The organism is Sphingobacterium sp. E70 (genome assembly GCF_019285695.1).
Classification (GTDB): Bacteria; Bacteroidota; Bacteroidia; order Sphingobacteriales; family Sphingobacteriaceae; genus Sphingobacterium; species Sphingobacterium detergens.
In genome coordinates, this window is the sequence record NZ_CP079104.1 from 199,634 (window position 1) to 213,089 (window position 13,456).

Genomic DNA, 13,456 nt, shown 5'->3' on the forward strand with positions numbered 1-13,456 from the left:
ATAATGCGCTGACTAAGTACAGATTTCTTTTCGTATTAATTTTCATGTTTTCAGATTTTTAGAATGAGACATTTAAACCAGCTGTCCAGGTACGCCCCTGTCCGATCGAGTTCTTTTCCACGCCGATGGAGGTATTAGAATTTCCGTTGGAAGAAGACTCAGGATCTGTACCCGAATACCCCGTGATCAAGAAAAGATTCGACGCCTGACCATAGATCCGGATACTGGAAAGACCGATCTTATTAAACAGATTACCACGGAATGTATAGCCCAGCGTTAACTGTTGCAAACGTAGGAAATCAGCTTTCTCGGCATTTTGATCGATGGAAAATCCAGCGGAACCGTTTGAAATCACATCGTTATAGACCAGTCGAGGTATGTCAGTCTGCTGCCCTGCTGTAGTCCATCGATTGAGCACTTCGACCGAATTGTTGTAAAAACGCTGATCCAATAGCGTACCTCTTGTACCGTTCATGACTTTATTACCACCTGCAAAGGTGAAATTGACCGCAGCATCAAAAGCTTTATAGCGGAATGAATTATTAAAGCCGCCGTAATAAGTTGGCAGTGCCGTCCCCAAGACCTGATAGTCGGCTACCGTGATCGGATTAGCAACGCGGCCGTCCAAATAGGTCCAATTGCTCTGGCCTGAAGCTACCGCAGCACTATATTGCACACGCTCGCCATTTTTATTTATAAATATCCGCTGCCCATTTTCAGGATTTACACCATCGGTGACGGCACCGTACAGGCTACCCACCGCGTACCCCACACGTGTAATGTTGTTGGCTTCAGTGGTGGTGTGCGTATAGCCAATGATATCGGCATTGCCGGCAGACAGCGATGTGACTTTATTCTTTACATGCGTAAAATTAAGCGATGAGTTCCAGGTAAAATCCCTTTTTTTTGACGATATCGCCACTGATAGCAAATTCGATCCCGCGGTTATACATGCTGCCGACATTTTTAAGAATACTGTTACCTGGAATACCTTTTGATGGTGACTGCGGTACATCCAGAATAAGTCCATTCACATTGTTTCTAAAGTAATCGACATCCACATGCAGGCGCTTTTGGGCTAAGTCCAAGCTCAGCCCCAAATTAGTCTGTTCGGAAGTCTCCCAGCCCAGATCCGGATCACCCGCCTGCGACATGCTCCAGGTAGGCACTGTTCCATAGAGCGATGAGCTATAGAGATTGAGTGATTCATAAGCCGAAAGATTTCCATTGCCGACCTTACCCCAGCTCCCCGGAAACGCAAGTCGCCCAGTAGGTTTGCCAAGCTGCTATTCTTATAGAAATCTTCTTCAAAAACAGACCAGCCCAGCGACACGCCACCAAAATCACCATACTTGCTGTTTGCTCCCAAAGCCGAATTACCATCCCTTCTAAAATTGGCCGTCAGGAAATAACGCTTATTGTAGTTGTAGGTAGCACGGACAAAGGTGGAGCGATAGAAACGCTCCGTAACGCTCCCGCCAGCCCCGGATAGTGTTGTCCAATTGCCCTGAAAGTTTTCAAAAAACGGATCAGAGGCGTTGTTTTGCGATGCATTCCAGCTATCGTTGTCATATTTCTGGATATCGTAGCCCACTAACAGCGTCAGGGCATGCTTTTCGGCAAACACCTGATCATAGCTTAGGCTGTTGGTAAAATTCCAGTTGTTGCGCAGGCTGCTCACATTGGTGACCGATCCACCATTGGTATAGCCCGATGAGCCCAGATTGGGACTCAAATACGTTTTGGTAGTCGATAGGTTACGGTCTACCGCATAGGTTGTGGTGAATTTTAAGTTTTTCAACAAATTGAGCGAGGCATGTAGATTTCCCAAGATATGATCGTTGCCAGTCGTGTATTTGCTGTTGGCAAATAATGCTTCAGGATTGTAAAGTGTGTTCGTAAACAAGTTGGCTCCGGGACCTAATAAACCCGTGCTACTTAAATTGTAGCTGCCGTCATCTTTATATGCAGAGACATTTGGCGGCAATACCAGCGCCAATCGAGCGCCACCGATCAACAGCAGCTGGCTGCTGGGCAAGGAGCCCGAATTTTTGGCGTCGTTGAAGGTATTGTTGTAAGTCAGGTTGCTACCAAGCGAAAACCAATCGTTAACTTTATGCTCTATATTAAACCGCAGGCCTTTGCGGTCGAAGCTGTTTTTTGCAAAAAAGCCTTCCTGGTCCGAGTAATTTCCCGAAAAATAATACTGTGTATTTGCGTTGGCTCCGCTTACGGCGAGGCTATGGTTGTGGCTATAGCCGGTGTTATAGACATGATCGTACCAATTCGTTTCAACCAGCTTACCATTGGCATCATACTGCGGGAAGAAAAGCGCACTCGCCACCTTATCGTTACTGGCGTTTCCTGACAAGATCTTGTTGTTCAATACAGCTTCATTTTTGATATCGATATACTGACTGGCATTCAGCAGCTTAGGCAAACGTGTCGCGGATACGGCAGAACCCCAGACGTCGTAGGTAACTTTTGCGCGGCCTTGTTTGCCTTTTTGGTTGTTACGATCAATACACCCCTGCTGCCCTCGAACCATAGATTGAAGTAGAAGCCGCATCTTTCAAGACATCTATCGATTCGATATCCGAGGGATTGATATCTGCGAGCGGATTATTGGCCACATTAGATGTGCCAATATTACCCGTATTGACGGGAATACCATCGATGACGATCAAAGGATACGAACTGGGGATATCGAATTCAGGCCCCGCACCCGTATAACAGGTGGATTATTGAGCAATCCATTCGGCAAAGATATACTTACGCCCGAGGCCTTACCCGCCAGGGCCTGGTCAAAACTTTGTACGGGGATATCTTTGATTGCTTCTGCTGAGATCGTTGATGCTGCACCCGTAAAGTCTTTTCGTTTTTGGGTTCCATAGCCCACGACGACGACTTCTTCCAGCGTACGGTCCTCGCGAACCAAGCGTACAGTATCCCCGGCTCTTCAATAAGGGCGATTTGCTCTTTATAGCCGACGGATGAGACGACGACTCGTGCAGGTAGCTTTTGTCCAGTGACAAAAGCAAAATTGCCCTTTCGGTCTGTGGTCACAGCATGCGTAACACCATAAAGCTTGACCGTAGCACCTTCAATAGGCTGGCCATTTTCGGCATCAATCACCTGCCCCGGAAGGATGCATTTATAATCGTTTTTGGAGTTTCCTGTGCGTAAGTTACCAATGGCTGTTCTGCCAGGCCTGCCAATAACAGGTACGCCGAATAGTGTAGTATTCTTCTCTTATTCATAGGTAGAATCGTTTAGTTTAAAAATAGATGTCCTGGCCATAAACATGTTTATAGCAAAGGATAGTGAGCAATACTAGAATTATTGCCCTTATTATCAAGAGTTGGAGAATTTTACTAGCTACACATTCGAGGCGCAGAGAACGCCCTATAAGCTTTTGGAAAAGATAGATTACTTACTTTGAAAAGGTGGTTTAGATAATGCTGTTTCATTTTTACTTTGTTTAGATAGTGATTAAATCGTCGCCAACGCCAATTGAAACTACGATAAAACAAATGTAAGCATTAAAATAAAATAATGTATACTAAAATAGTAGATTTTTTTATCGATCATTGTGTTCGTTCTAATAAAGGGGACCAAAAGTCGTCGATTCGTTTTTTATTGAACTTTTTGATAAGCGTATTGTTTATTTTAAAAGAAATATGGTTCAATTCTTAAAGAAAAAGTATGAAAGCACAAATCGGACTCATTATCACAGCAGTTGCCGGAGCAGCGCTACTCGTATACAGACGCTGGAAACAGCGTTCTGGACAGGAATCAACAGAGCAAACAGATCGCGAACAGACAGGCAATCTAACGAGCCCACCTTCCTGGTACCGCCCGCTTAAAATGCCCGACATCGACAGCAAGGATATTGTATCATTGCAATATGCCCCCGTCAGGTATCGCCCGACAGAAATGATGCGGCGCAAGGGATCAACAAACACATTTCGTATTACCATAAAGGCAATAGACATCAATAAGGCAGTGATACGGAAATATTTGCAGTTTAAGCTATTTCTACAGCTTAAAAAGTGCCCAAGGTCAGTATACAGCGCTGAACCGCGACAATAAATGCGCGCAGTTCTGCGTTCCAGTTACATCGGTTCAGTCAGATCAAAAATAGGTGTCCTGCTATCTTTTGCACTGATTATATTTTCTTATATTTTCGGCAGGGATTTATACGGGTTTTGAATTTAGACATGCCAAAATCCGCTTCAATTTCAAAATTATCGACTAAATTGGGACACCTTAATTAATATGGGAGTTTAAAATATATGAAAAAAATGCTTCCGGCATAAACAATTCAAAGCAACGTATTGAAAACAAGAACAATGATCTAGATCTTTATCTAAAAGCATTGAATTCTGCCTATTCGGGTATTATAATTACAGACAATCTGCAGTATGATAATCCCATCATTTATTGCAATAAAGCTTTCTGAAACCATCAGTGGGTATGCCCACGACGAAATTATTGGCCACAACTGCCGATTTTTACAGGCTCAGGACCGTTCGCAAGCCGAACGTAAGATTATCAAAGAAGCTATTGAGCGTGGCGAAGAATGTAAGATTGAAATCCGAAATTATCGTAAGGATGGAACGCTTTTTTGGAACGAACTTTTTATTTCACCAGTGAAGAATGATGAAGGCCAGGTAACTCATTTTATTGGTGTTCAAAATGACATCAGTGATCGAAAAAAAGCGGAGCATGATCTTCGGGAAGAGAAGTCCCATGTGGAGCTCAAAATACAGCAAAGAACCAAAGAACTGCAAGATAAAGAAAGCTTTCTGTCCAGTATTATTGAAACCGTACGAGAAAGTCTCTTGGTACTCGATGCCAATTACATCGTCTTGAGCGCCAATAGACATTTTTAAACTCGTTTAAAGTCACCACAGAGGAAACAGTAGGAAAACTATTATTTGACCTCGGTAATCAGCAGTGGGATATTTCTTCCTTAAAAGAGATGCTCACTCGGATACTGCCCACCAATAACCCGGTTATCGATTATGAGGTAGACCATATCTTTCCTCATATTGGTCGAAAAGTCATGCTGCTTAATGCTTATCGTATTGAATTCGAGGGCCAGTACAAAGACCGGATCCTAATCGCCATCGAAGATATTACAGAAAAGAAGGAGCAGGATCGGCGTAAAGATGATTTCCTGTCGATCGCCAGCCACGAACTGAAGACTCCGCTCACAACAATTAAGGGTCTCTTCCAGATCTTGCAGCGATTGAGTGCCGAAAATACCGATCCGAAATATGTCTCAACTTTAGATAAAATCACAGCTTATATCGATCGCTTGAACTTACTGATAGCAAAACTCTTAGATACGTCTAAAATTCAATCTGGAAATCTTGAGCTGCACATGGAGCCTTTTGAGATCGATAAGACCATCCAAGATGCCGTTGAAAGCATGCGATTGGCGGTACCTGATTCTGACATCCACCTTACAGGAAATACGGGTAGTATCGTCGAGGGCGACGAGCTACAGATTATCCAAGTGCTGAACAATCTACTATCGAATGCAATTAAATATTCACCCGAGTCGAAAAAAGTTGAAGTTAGTATCCACAAGGTAGCCAACTTTGTTAAAATCTCGGTACGTGATTATGGTATGGGCATAAACTATCAGGATAGACAAAAATTTTCGAACGATTTTTTCGCGTCAGCCATATACAGAAAAAGTTTCCGGGTTTAGGCATCGGGCTCTATGTTTCGCATGAGATTATCTTACACCACAAAGGAACACTGTGGGTGGAAAGCGAGCCAGGAGAAGGATCCACATTTAATTTTACATTACCCATTCTAATCAACAAATAAAAAAATATGCAGCCTAAAAAAGATAATGATCTGTGATGACGACCGAGGATACTCGAAATGCTGGAGCTATTTTTAGAACTAGAAGGATATAATGTCATATGCGAAATAAATAGCACACACCTGACAAAGCAATTAATTTCGCATAAGCCAGACCTCTTGCTGCTGGACCTGTGGATGCCCATAATTTCTGGTGACCAGCTGATTAAAATTATCCGCAGTACACCCGAAATCAAAGAAACGCCTATCATTGTGCTATCAGCAAGCGTCGATGGACCTGAAATAGCAGGGAACTTAGGCGCAAATGGCTTTATCGCCAAACCCTTTGATTTAACCGATATCACAGATAAAATTAATAGCATACTGAAAAACTAGTCGGCAAGTACACGCCGACCAGGCACACATAAAAGCTTTTTAAAGAAAAAGTGCTTTTATGCAGCTGATGTGATCATCCTAAGACGAACGCTTACGATTCGCTCAATTTATCCACGAGAAGTAATAGATCGTCCAGTTCAAATGGTTTGCAGCTGGCGCTCAATAATTATTGGCGGGGAATTCCGGGTACCATCATGTTGCCTGGTACCAACCGTGCGGCAGACCGATTTGTGCGTGCCTCCTTTTATATTGATGCAATTCCACAGACCGATGACGTGAGGAAATCCGTTGCAAGTGTGTTTAGCGTAATTCGCAACTGTTCTGTTCCTTATGGAATTTCCTCCAAGGAAGAACCCAATATCTCGACGACACCTTGGCGTTCAGTAGCAGATCATAAAGATTTGGTTTACTATTTTGAAACAGTAACCACACCGGGTAACTTTTGGATCAATCTAAAAGATCTGGATCTGACCGAAAAAGGTCAGGTCCTTAAACTTGATGTGGAACAAAACAAAACCTATACTGGATTGAGTAATGAACACCTAAAAAAGTACAACCTTTTAAATTTATGGGGTTGTGATCGATATGATATACGCAATTGCTGTTTCATTGATGTTGTCGTAATACTATCTCAATGAAACAGCACATTTGCGAACAGCTACATGGACGTATCCAACAAATTAGTGCTCCAATTCTTTCAGGTATTCGATCATGGCATCGAGGCTTTGTAAGAGCTTTTCACCTTCAAAGCCCACCTTTCGAAAACGAATGTTTCCTTTTTGTCCAGGATTAACGTTGTCGGAATTGACGTTATTTCCAGCTTGCTACTGAGCTTTTTATCTTGGTTGTAATAAAATGGAAAGTCAAATTGAGGATTGGCCTGTGCCCATTTGTAGGCGTCCTCCCAGCTATTTCCACTGCCCGAATTAAGTACAACGAATTTCACTTGCGGATCGTCCGCATATTTTTTGTACACCTGATGCAAATAAGGAAAAGAGGCAATGCAGGGCTTGCACCAGGTGGCCCAAAAATCAATGATCACGATCTTGTCCATGAGTTCCGCCTTAAGCAATGGTTTCTTGTCCATATCCACTAGGCTGATATCTTCTGGAAATGGCGTATTGCCGATGATTTTCTGAAACTCCTGGTAATACCCCTGTTTCCATTGCTTGTCAAGTTTGCTAAAATAAGCTTGCCGTTCGGCAGCATTGCCCATCCCTGTTTTAACGAGCGCGCCGTCGAGAAGCTGCCGGATCTGTAGGTCAAAAGGAGCATGCCGATAGGCTGCCCCAGCAGGGAATAGCACTGTCTGGATCATTCCACTGCTGATACTGCAGGGCAACGGCCCGCAGTAGCGCAGCCGATTGAAGTGTAGGGATGCTTTTGGCAAACCATTCTCGGGCTGCTTCGGGCTGATTTAACTGCGCGGTGATCAGTCCCTGATTGGCCATAATTTCAGCTTTTATCGCCCTGAGCTTATCGGCCTTGGCCGGATCATGGGCCACCAGATAACCCGTTTCCGGGAAATAACGTATTAGACTCACGGGATAGGCCGCAACACTATCAAGAAGATATAAATTGAGTTTGGACGCCTCCTGCAGCATCAGCTTATGATCCAATAGCAGCTGCACATATTCATTGTATGTGCGCCATTTATAGGGATCTTGTTCCCAACGGGTGATCAACGGCAGATATTTCCGGGCCTGTACACTGTCGCCATGCCGCACATAGTAGGTAAAAAGATATTCGTAAGCGCTGCCATAGGCCGCCTCGTTATCGGCCGTTTTGAGCGAAAGAAGCTCCCTATCTTTGCGACCACGGCGCTGGAGTCCTGCTCGCGGAACAACTTATTGAGCCGATAAGACAGCCCGATCTTCTTGTTGGGAAACTCGTTGATCACGACCTGACGGATCGAATCCACTTTTTGGTTTTGGCCAAGTATCAGATAGCCCATGGTCACCTTGTTGAGGTTACCTTCAAAGAGTGGATTGCTTCTGAATCTCTGTTCCACCACGGCCAAACCCTTGTTCAACAGCCGCGCCTGCTGGGCCGGACTACCGGTTTTCATCTGTAGCGCAATAAGACGGAGCTGTGCCTCATAGTTGTCGGGATATAGACTCAACTCTTTTTGAGGTAATATTCCTGTGTAGCAACGATACGATCCGAGGTTTTATCCTGAACCGGTACGCTGTAGGATTTCCCCAGGTAATTACCAGCGATCAGTTTCCCCTGCTGATAGACGTAGATCTCATATTGACTGCTATCGCTTGCCTGCTGTACAAATTTCTTGTCTTTGTCGGCGATCGTAAAGCAGGAAAAGTTGGCATAGGCGGGCAGTTTAAACCGCGCACGCCACAGTCCGCCTTCTTGCTGCATGGGCAACCGGCTCGGAAATTCATAAAAATTTGAATAGTTGAAATCCACGAAAAATGGCCCGGCACGATGAGCAGCAGCAGATTTACCCGGATCAAAGCTGATGGTCACGCTATCACCGGCTGCTGCTTTTTCCGGCGTTATGCTGACTTGCGCCTGCAACAGCAGGCTTGCCTGTAGCAAAATAAGCAGCAAGGCATATTTGAATGGCTTAATCATTCTGTTGGAGGTTAGCATTGGTGATTAAAATAGCAGTGGCGATCGGTATTTTGATGTCGCTTTCACTAAAGTCTGTTTTGACCGTTGAAAGTACAGGAAGGGCCCTGTTCGTGCGGACCAGGTCAAACCAACGATGGCCCCATTCACCGAGCAGTTCCAGCTGCCGTTCTTTTTCAAGCGCCAGGGCGATACTCGCTTTGTCCATCGTTTGTGGCAGCGCGACAAGGCCTGCACGCTCACGGATCTGATTGATATCCTGCAGTGCGGCCTGCAACTTATTTTGGTTCAACCGCGCTTCGGCACGGATCAGATACTGCTCGGCAAGTCGCAGCACGGTATTGTATTCAGTAACAGGTGCACCTGTACGCACCTTATACTTATACGGCATATAAAGCGTTTTATTACTTACAACATAAGGCTTTAACCACATGGCTTTACGTAGGTCATTCTCTTCATAGGCTGCTACTGTGGTATCATACACCTGATAGTAACTCCGTGCTGTAGCTACGGCCGGAACGATGCTGAAACCCTCCCAGGTGTTGACCCCGGCAGTAGAAAGATTAACTGTCTGCAGCTGCCAGATCGCCTCTTTGCTCGTTTTCAAAAAAACGGTATTTAGATCACGCGACAGTTCATACCGATTGTCAGCGATGACTTTGTCAGCCATCTCTTCGGCATTGGCCCAGTCTGCATGATACAGGTATACCCGGGCCAATAGTGCTTCAACCGCTTTTCTATTGGGGCGGGTACGCTCATTGCCCTGATAGGCGTCGGAAATATCGGCAGCAGCCTTCTTCAGATCATCCACCATGAACGCATAGAGCTCCTCCCGGGAGGCCGGACCTTTTGATTGTTGCCATCCAGGTCTTTGGTATCCGTGATCAAGGGTACTTTGTTGAAGAGGTTGCTCAGGTAAAAGTAATTGAACACCCGCGTAAAACGGGCTTCAGCCGATAGCTGTGCCTTTACCGTGCTGCTGAGCGCCGAAGCTTCCACTCCTTCGATAATCTTATTGCTGTGATTGATATAGCTATAAGGTTGCGACCAGAGCCGATCGAGATAAGAGGTCGCCGGACTTAGTTTATTGTACTTGTACTCATCGTAGCTTGTAAAGGCTGAGTTGTAATCGTCGGCCAGACTGGACAGCACAATGGTCATCAGTCCGCTAGCGAACTGGTTATTGTAATTATTCATACTGGTATAGAGTCCGCCCACGGTTGCTGTGGCAGTCTTTTCGTCACTGAAAGCCGACTCTGCCGCCACTTCTGTCTTGGGTGGATCCACTTCCAGGAATTTATTGCAGGATATGTTCATCAGTGCTGTCGCAAAAAGGCTGTAGATGATATATTTATTCATGGGATAAGTCTTTAGTCGTTTTATGATCATTAAAAAGTGAGCTGAACCGCAAAAGTATAGGTACGCATCGATGGCGTGGCGCTGTTCCGTACCGAACCAAAGACATTGACATCCGAGAGATAGGTACGGTCAAAACCCGGCATCTCCGGATCCATCCCCTAAAGCTTGTCCAGGTAAAGAGGTTCTGTGCATTAAATTGTACCAGCGCCCTGCTGATATTGATCTTCTGGGTCCATTTGGAAATATCATAACTGAGCGATACATTTTTAAGCGGATAAAGAAGCATCGTCCCATACCGCCGATGAATAGCGGTAGTAATTGCGGTAAGCTACGTTGGCTTCGTTGGCGCTATTGGCGGTAGCGCGTGGTACATCCGTCACATCTCCCGGCTGCTGCCAACGGTCCAAGACATATTCATCCAGATTGCCCAATGCGCCAATGGCCGTTGCCTGTGGGCCATACCCAATGGATGGTCCCTCCTGTTTGACAAACTGAAATAGGAACCCAAGGCTCACACTGCCATAACTTAGATTGTTGCCGATACCACCATAATACTTGGGCAGCAGTGATCCCAAGGTCACATAGTCATTGAAATCACTGATCTTCCCATCGCCATCCACATCCCGGAATTGGGCGACCCCGGTTTGCGGATCCACTCCGGTAAACTGAAATCCACGGACGATACGTGTGGACTCGCCAATGACGTATCGCCTCGCATCACTGCTATTTTCAAGACCAGGATATTCAAGCAGGGTATTTGATGGAAAAGTAATGTTGAAATTGGTTTTCCAGCTGAACTTCTCTTTTGGATATTCACACTGCTCAGCTCAATCTCCCAGCCCTTATTTTCGATCAGTGCCGGGGTATTCCCAAAATAGGAATTATAGCCCGTCTGCGGCGCGAGCACGATATTGATCAACTGATTATCCGATCTATTGTTGTAATAATTGGCTGTGAGGAAAATACGGTCCCTGAAAAGCCAAGGTCGAGGCCCAGTTCTTTCTTTTTAATTTCTTCCCATCCAAAATTGGGATTAAACACACCCGTGTCGGATAAAGCCCGGTGATGCCCTGGTAGGCAAAGCCCGTTCCCCAGGTATCCAGGTACTGGTAATCTCCGATCTGGTCATTGCCCGTCACCCCCAGCTGGCACGCAGTTTCCCGAAGCTAAGGATAGACTGATCTTTTAAAAATTCTTCGCTACTGAATACCCAGGCGGCACCAATCGACCCAAAATTACCGTACTTATTGTTGGGGCCAAAGCGGGACGAACCATCTCTTCGGTAGCTGGCATTCACAAGGTACCTATCCGCATAGGCATAATTGATACGTGCAAATGCAGACTGATAGCGGTAATCCGCATACTGATTGTTGCGGATTGCAATGACACCTGCCGCAGCCATATTGGCTAACTGGGAATCACTTGGATAACTGCTACCATCCAAGTATTTACCTTCACTGATCCGCTGCTGCCAGGTACCGCCCAAAAGGAACTTAAATTCATGTTTGCCAAAGTTTTTGCTGTAATTCAATTGCGGCTCAACGATGTAGGACTGATAATCCGAATTGCCGTAAGAGGCCGTTGAGCCTGTACTGGTCAATGGATTAAATCCGGCATTGGGCAGCAGACGTGTCTGGTCCATGCTTTTGAGGTTATACCCTACATTGACTTTAGCGACCAATTCGGGTAAGATCGCGTACTCGGCTGAAAAGTTGGCGAGCAGGGATTTTGATTTTGACACACTCGAGCGCTCCATATATGCGGCTGGATTCTGCAAGGTTTGTTGAAACCAATAATAGTCTCCCTTTTCATCGTATAGGGGATAATTGGGCGCCAGGTTATAAAACTGAGCAATATCCGTTGGCACTGTATTGTTACGGTCCAGGTTGAGGTTGAAACTGCTATTGAGTTTAAATCGCTGATCTTTGGACTGCGTAGACAGATTCAACAGCGCACCCCACGCTGATAATTTTGATTACCGGGCAAGGGATCACCCTGGCGATTGAAATTGGCACTGGCCAGGTATTGTGTATATTCGTTTCCACCCGAAAACGACAGCTGATACGTTGAGAAAGGAGCAGATGCACCGTAAAACTCTTTTTGCCAGTCACTGTAAGCGGACTGATCCCAGGTAAGTAGATCCGGCGCATTATCTGCCGTCGCCGTCCAATTATCGTTTTTAAATCCCTCCTTACGGATTTCCAAATATTGCTCCGTATTGAGCATCTTGAGGTTTCGAATGGCTTTACCGGAGCCAATATTGGCATTAAAATCTATTTTAAGTCCGCTTTTATTTCCCTTTTTCGTTGTGATCAGGATTACTCCATTCCCCCGGGAGCCATAAATGGCTGTTGCATCGGCATCCTTAAGCACATCGATCCGTTCAATATCCTTTGGATTGATCAGGCTTAGCGGGCTTTGATTCCCATTGGCCGAGGTAAACTGATTCATGCTTTCGTCCGAAAATGGAATACCGTCGATAATGTAAAGGGGCTACTGCCATTGCTCAGCGAATTGACACCACGCAGTTGCACCTGAAAAGAGCTGCCCGGCAGCCCCGAATTGGAGGCTATATTGAGTCCGGCCACGCGGCCCTGCAATGCTGCCAAAGGATCCAGTACCGGTTGTGTCTCTATTTCCTTGCCGGTCACACTGGATACCGAACCCGTATTTTTGCGTCTCGAAGATGTGCCGTAACCGATCACCACCACCTCATCCAGGTTGCCAGGATCGATCTCGAGACTTATTTCAATGATGCCGTTGCCCGCGATCTTAACTTCCTTGCTGCGGTAGCCAACATAACTCAAGAGCAGTATATCATCCTGCTGCAGTCCATTTAAACTAAAACGACCGCTGGCATCGGTAACCGTACTGACGACCTTGTTTTTAACACGGACGCTGACCCCTTCAAGCGTTACACCCGAAGCATTGCTGACCCGACCACTGATCGTAGCCTGCTGGGCTTTGCCAGCTGCTTTCCCCTGAAGCACGATGGTGTTTTTGACAATTTGATAGCGGATGCCTTTTGCCGAGAATGCCTGTTTAAGTAGTTCAGGGATATTGGCATTGCTCAAATTGACATCAACATTCAGATCGGGGCTAATTTCATTGGGATCATAAACAAAGCGATAATCGCTACGCTGTTCGATTGCTTTGACGAGCTGTTTAAATTGAACATGGTTGGATGGTTTGTCTCCCTGCTGGCTAAAGGCATAGCCATTGACATGCATCAGCATAAATAGCAGTGTTTTTACGGACTGTTTCATAGGGTATTTAGATTGAAAATTCGTTT

The 13,456-nt window shown here is 45.5% G+C and carries 22 protein-coding genes and 2 pseudogenes; 5 read left to right on the forward strand and 19 right to left on the reverse strand.

Annotated features, from left to right (window positions below):
* Positions 1-58: 58 nt before the first annotated feature.
* The 6 genes and pseudogenes from KUH03_RS01505 to KUH03_RS47915 all read right to left on the reverse strand — a co-directional run.
* Positions 59-931 carry a hypothetical protein gene (locus tag KUH03_RS01505; protein ID WP_257091249.1) on the reverse strand — a complete coding sequence of 291 codons (873 nt, stop codon included), beginning with the start codon at positions 929-931 and terminating at the stop codon, positions 59-61.
* Positions 873-1,154, reverse strand: coding sequence for a TonB-dependent receptor domain-containing protein (locus KUH03_RS01510; RefSeq protein ID WP_373564608.1), 282 nt, complete (start codon positions 1,152-1,154; stop codon positions 873-875). The genes KUH03_RS01505 and KUH03_RS01510 overlap by 59 nt, the downstream gene beginning before the upstream one ends.
* Positions 1,091-2,548 (reverse strand): hypothetical protein, encoded by a 1,458-nt coding sequence (locus KUH03_RS01515; protein WP_257091250.1) that lies wholly within the window; start codon positions 2,546-2,548, stop codon positions 1,091-1,093. Before KUH03_RS01515 ends, KUH03_RS01510 begins: the two co-directional genes overlap by 64 nt.
* Entirely contained in the window at positions 2,520-2,687 is a 168-nt protein-coding gene (locus tag KUH03_RS01520; protein ID WP_257091251.1) for a TonB-dependent receptor plug domain-containing protein, read from the reverse strand. The genes KUH03_RS01515 and KUH03_RS01520 overlap by 29 nt, the downstream gene beginning before the upstream one ends.
* Positions 2,684-2,938, reverse strand: coding sequence for a TonB-dependent receptor plug domain-containing protein (locus KUH03_RS01525; protein ID WP_257091252.1), 255 nt, complete (start codon positions 2,936-2,938; stop codon positions 2,684-2,686). The genes KUH03_RS01520 and KUH03_RS01525 overlap by 4 nt, the downstream gene beginning before the upstream one ends.
* Before the next feature lie 47 nt (positions 2,939-2,985).
* A pseudogene (locus tag KUH03_RS47915) lies at positions 2,986-3,135 on the reverse strand (carboxypeptidase regulatory-like domain-containing protein); the annotation flags it as partial.
* Positions 3,136-3,705: 570 nt separating this feature from the next.
* Between KUH03_RS47915 and KUH03_RS01530 the strand changes: the two are divergent.
* The 5 genes and pseudogenes from KUH03_RS01530 to KUH03_RS01550 all read left to right on the forward strand — a co-directional run bounded on the left by KUH03_RS01530 (position 3,706) and on the right by KUH03_RS01550 (position 6,854).
* On the forward strand, positions 3,706-4,092 hold the full coding sequence (locus KUH03_RS01530) for a hypothetical protein (protein WP_257091253.1): 387 nt from the start codon (positions 3,706-3,708) through the stop codon (positions 4,090-4,092).
* Positions 4,093-4,424: 332 nt separating this feature from the next.
* Positions 4,425-4,895: a PAS domain S-box protein gene (locus tag KUH03_RS01535; protein WP_257091254.1), complete on the forward strand. Its 471-nt coding sequence runs from the start codon at positions 4,425-4,427 to the stop codon at positions 4,893-4,895.
* 173 nt (positions 4,896-5,068) lie between these two features.
* Positions 5,069-5,844 (forward strand): annotated as a pseudogene (locus tag KUH03_RS01540) (sensor histidine kinase).
* 48 nt (positions 5,845-5,892) lie between these two features.
* On the forward strand, positions 5,893-6,216 hold the full coding sequence (locus KUH03_RS01545; protein WP_306429920.1) for a response regulator: 324 nt from the start codon (positions 5,893-5,895) through the stop codon (positions 6,214-6,216).
* Between the two features lie 146 nt (positions 6,217-6,362).
* Positions 6,363-6,854 carry a linear amide C-N hydrolase gene (locus tag KUH03_RS01550; RefSeq protein ID WP_257091256.1) on the forward strand — a complete coding sequence of 164 codons (492 nt, stop codon included), beginning with the start codon at positions 6,363-6,365 and terminating at the stop codon, positions 6,852-6,854.
* A gap of 71 nt (positions 6,855-6,925) precedes the next feature.
* Here the strand turns inward: KUH03_RS01550 and KUH03_RS01555 are convergent, their stop codons facing one another.
* The 13 genes from KUH03_RS01555 to KUH03_RS01615 all read right to left on the reverse strand — a co-directional run bounded on the left by KUH03_RS01555 (position 6,926) and on the right by KUH03_RS01615 (position 13,430).
* Positions 6,926-7,534 (reverse strand): TlpA disulfide reductase family protein, encoded by a 609-nt coding sequence (locus KUH03_RS01555; protein WP_257091257.1) that lies wholly within the window; start codon positions 7,532-7,534, stop codon positions 6,926-6,928.
* A complete protein-coding gene (locus tag KUH03_RS01560) occupies positions 7,479-7,943 on the reverse strand; it encodes a hypothetical protein (RefSeq protein ID WP_257091258.1) in 465 nt (154 codons plus the stop codon). Before KUH03_RS01560 ends, KUH03_RS01555 begins: the two co-directional genes overlap by 56 nt.
* On the reverse strand, positions 7,898-8,227 hold the full coding sequence (locus KUH03_RS01565) for a hypothetical protein (RefSeq protein ID WP_257091259.1): 330 nt from the start codon (positions 8,225-8,227) through the stop codon (positions 7,898-7,900). The genes KUH03_RS01560 and KUH03_RS01565 overlap by 46 nt, the downstream gene beginning before the upstream one ends.
* Before the next feature lie 107 nt (positions 8,228-8,334).
* Positions 8,335-8,808, reverse strand: a complete 474-nt coding sequence (locus KUH03_RS01570) for a hypothetical protein (RefSeq protein WP_257091260.1) — start codon at positions 8,806-8,808, stop codon at positions 8,335-8,337.
* Positions 8,801-9,619, reverse strand: coding sequence for a RagB/SusD family nutrient uptake outer membrane protein (locus KUH03_RS01575; RefSeq protein WP_257091261.1), 819 nt, complete (start codon positions 9,617-9,619; stop codon positions 8,801-8,803). Before KUH03_RS01575 ends, KUH03_RS01570 begins: the two co-directional genes overlap by 8 nt.
* Positions 9,604-10,164, reverse strand: coding sequence for a RagB/SusD family nutrient uptake outer membrane protein (locus KUH03_RS01580; protein ID WP_257091262.1), 561 nt, complete (start codon positions 10,162-10,164; stop codon positions 9,604-9,606). Before KUH03_RS01580 ends, KUH03_RS01575 begins: the two co-directional genes overlap by 16 nt.
* Positions 10,165-10,193: 29 nt before the next feature.
* A complete protein-coding gene (locus KUH03_RS01585) occupies positions 10,194-10,319 on the reverse strand; it encodes a hypothetical protein (protein ID WP_257091263.1) in 126 nt (41 codons plus the stop codon).
* Between the two features lie 111 nt (positions 10,320-10,430).
* Positions 10,431-10,820, reverse strand: a complete 390-nt coding sequence (locus tag KUH03_RS01590) for a hypothetical protein (RefSeq protein ID WP_257091264.1) — start codon at positions 10,818-10,820, stop codon at positions 10,431-10,433.
* A complete protein-coding gene (locus KUH03_RS01595; RefSeq protein WP_257091265.1) occupies positions 10,742-11,083 on the reverse strand; it encodes a hypothetical protein in 342 nt (113 codons plus the stop codon). The genes KUH03_RS01590 and KUH03_RS01595 overlap by 79 nt, the downstream gene beginning before the upstream one ends.
* 13 nt (positions 11,084-11,096) lie before the next feature.
* Entirely contained in the window at positions 11,097-11,303 is a 207-nt protein-coding gene (locus KUH03_RS01600; protein WP_257091266.1) for a hypothetical protein, read from the reverse strand.
* A complete protein-coding gene (locus KUH03_RS01605) occupies positions 11,300-12,112 on the reverse strand; it encodes a TonB-dependent receptor (RefSeq protein ID WP_257091267.1) in 813 nt (270 codons plus the stop codon). Before KUH03_RS01605 ends, KUH03_RS01600 begins: the two co-directional genes overlap by 4 nt.
* A complete protein-coding gene (locus tag KUH03_RS01610) occupies positions 12,109-12,615 on the reverse strand; it encodes a TonB-dependent receptor plug domain-containing protein (RefSeq protein WP_257091268.1) in 507 nt (168 codons plus the stop codon). The genes KUH03_RS01605 and KUH03_RS01610 overlap by 4 nt, the downstream gene beginning before the upstream one ends.
* Complete coding sequence (locus KUH03_RS01615; RefSeq protein WP_257091269.1) at positions 12,612-13,430, reverse strand: SusC/RagA family TonB-linked outer membrane protein; 819 nt, start codon at positions 13,428-13,430, stop codon at positions 12,612-12,614. The genes KUH03_RS01610 and KUH03_RS01615 overlap by 4 nt, the downstream gene beginning before the upstream one ends.
* Positions 13,431-13,456: the final 26 nt, after the last annotated feature.

Bases quoted from the DNA above. Each gene is read 5' to 3' on its own strand.
- KUH03_RS01510 (WP_373564608.1), bottom strand. From the start codon at position 1,154: ATGTCGCAGGCGGGTGATCCGGATCTGGGCTGGGAGACTTCCGAACAG.
- KUH03_RS01515 (WP_257091250.1), bottom strand. From the start codon at position 2,548: ATGGTTCGAGGGCAGCAGGGGTGTATTGATCGTAACAACCAAAAAGGC.
- KUH03_RS01530 (WP_257091253.1), top strand. From the start codon at position 3,706: ATGAAAGCACAAATCGGACTCATTATCACAGCAGTTGCCGGAGCAGCG.
- KUH03_RS01535 (WP_257091254.1), top strand. From the start codon at position 4,425: ATGATAATCCCATCATTTATTGCAATAAAGCTTTCTGAAACCATCAGT.
- KUH03_RS01555 (WP_257091257.1), bottom strand. From the start codon at position 7,534: ATGATCCAGACAGTGCTATTCCCTGCTGGGGCAGCCTATCGGCATGCT.
- KUH03_RS01570 (WP_257091260.1), bottom strand. From the start codon at position 8,808: ATGATTAAGCCATTCAAATATGCCTTGCTGCTTATTTTGCTACAGGCA.
- KUH03_RS01575 (WP_257091261.1), bottom strand. From the start codon at position 9,619: ATGGTGGATGATCTGAAGAAGGCTGCTGCCGATATTTCCGACGCCTAT.
- KUH03_RS01580 (WP_257091262.1), bottom strand. From the start codon at position 10,164: ATGAATAAATATATCATCTACAGCCTTTTTGCGACAGCACTGATGAAC.
- KUH03_RS01585 (WP_257091263.1), bottom strand. From the start codon at position 10,319: ATGGATCCGGAGATGCCGGGTTTTGACCGTACCTATCTCTCGGATGTC.
- KUH03_RS01610 (WP_257091268.1), bottom strand. From the start codon at position 12,615: ATGAATCAGTTTACCTCGGCCAATGGGAATCAAAGCCCGCTAAGCCTG.
- KUH03_RS01615 (WP_257091269.1), bottom strand. From the start codon at position 13,430: ATGAAACAGTCCGTAAAAACACTGCTATTTATGCTGATGCATGTCAAT.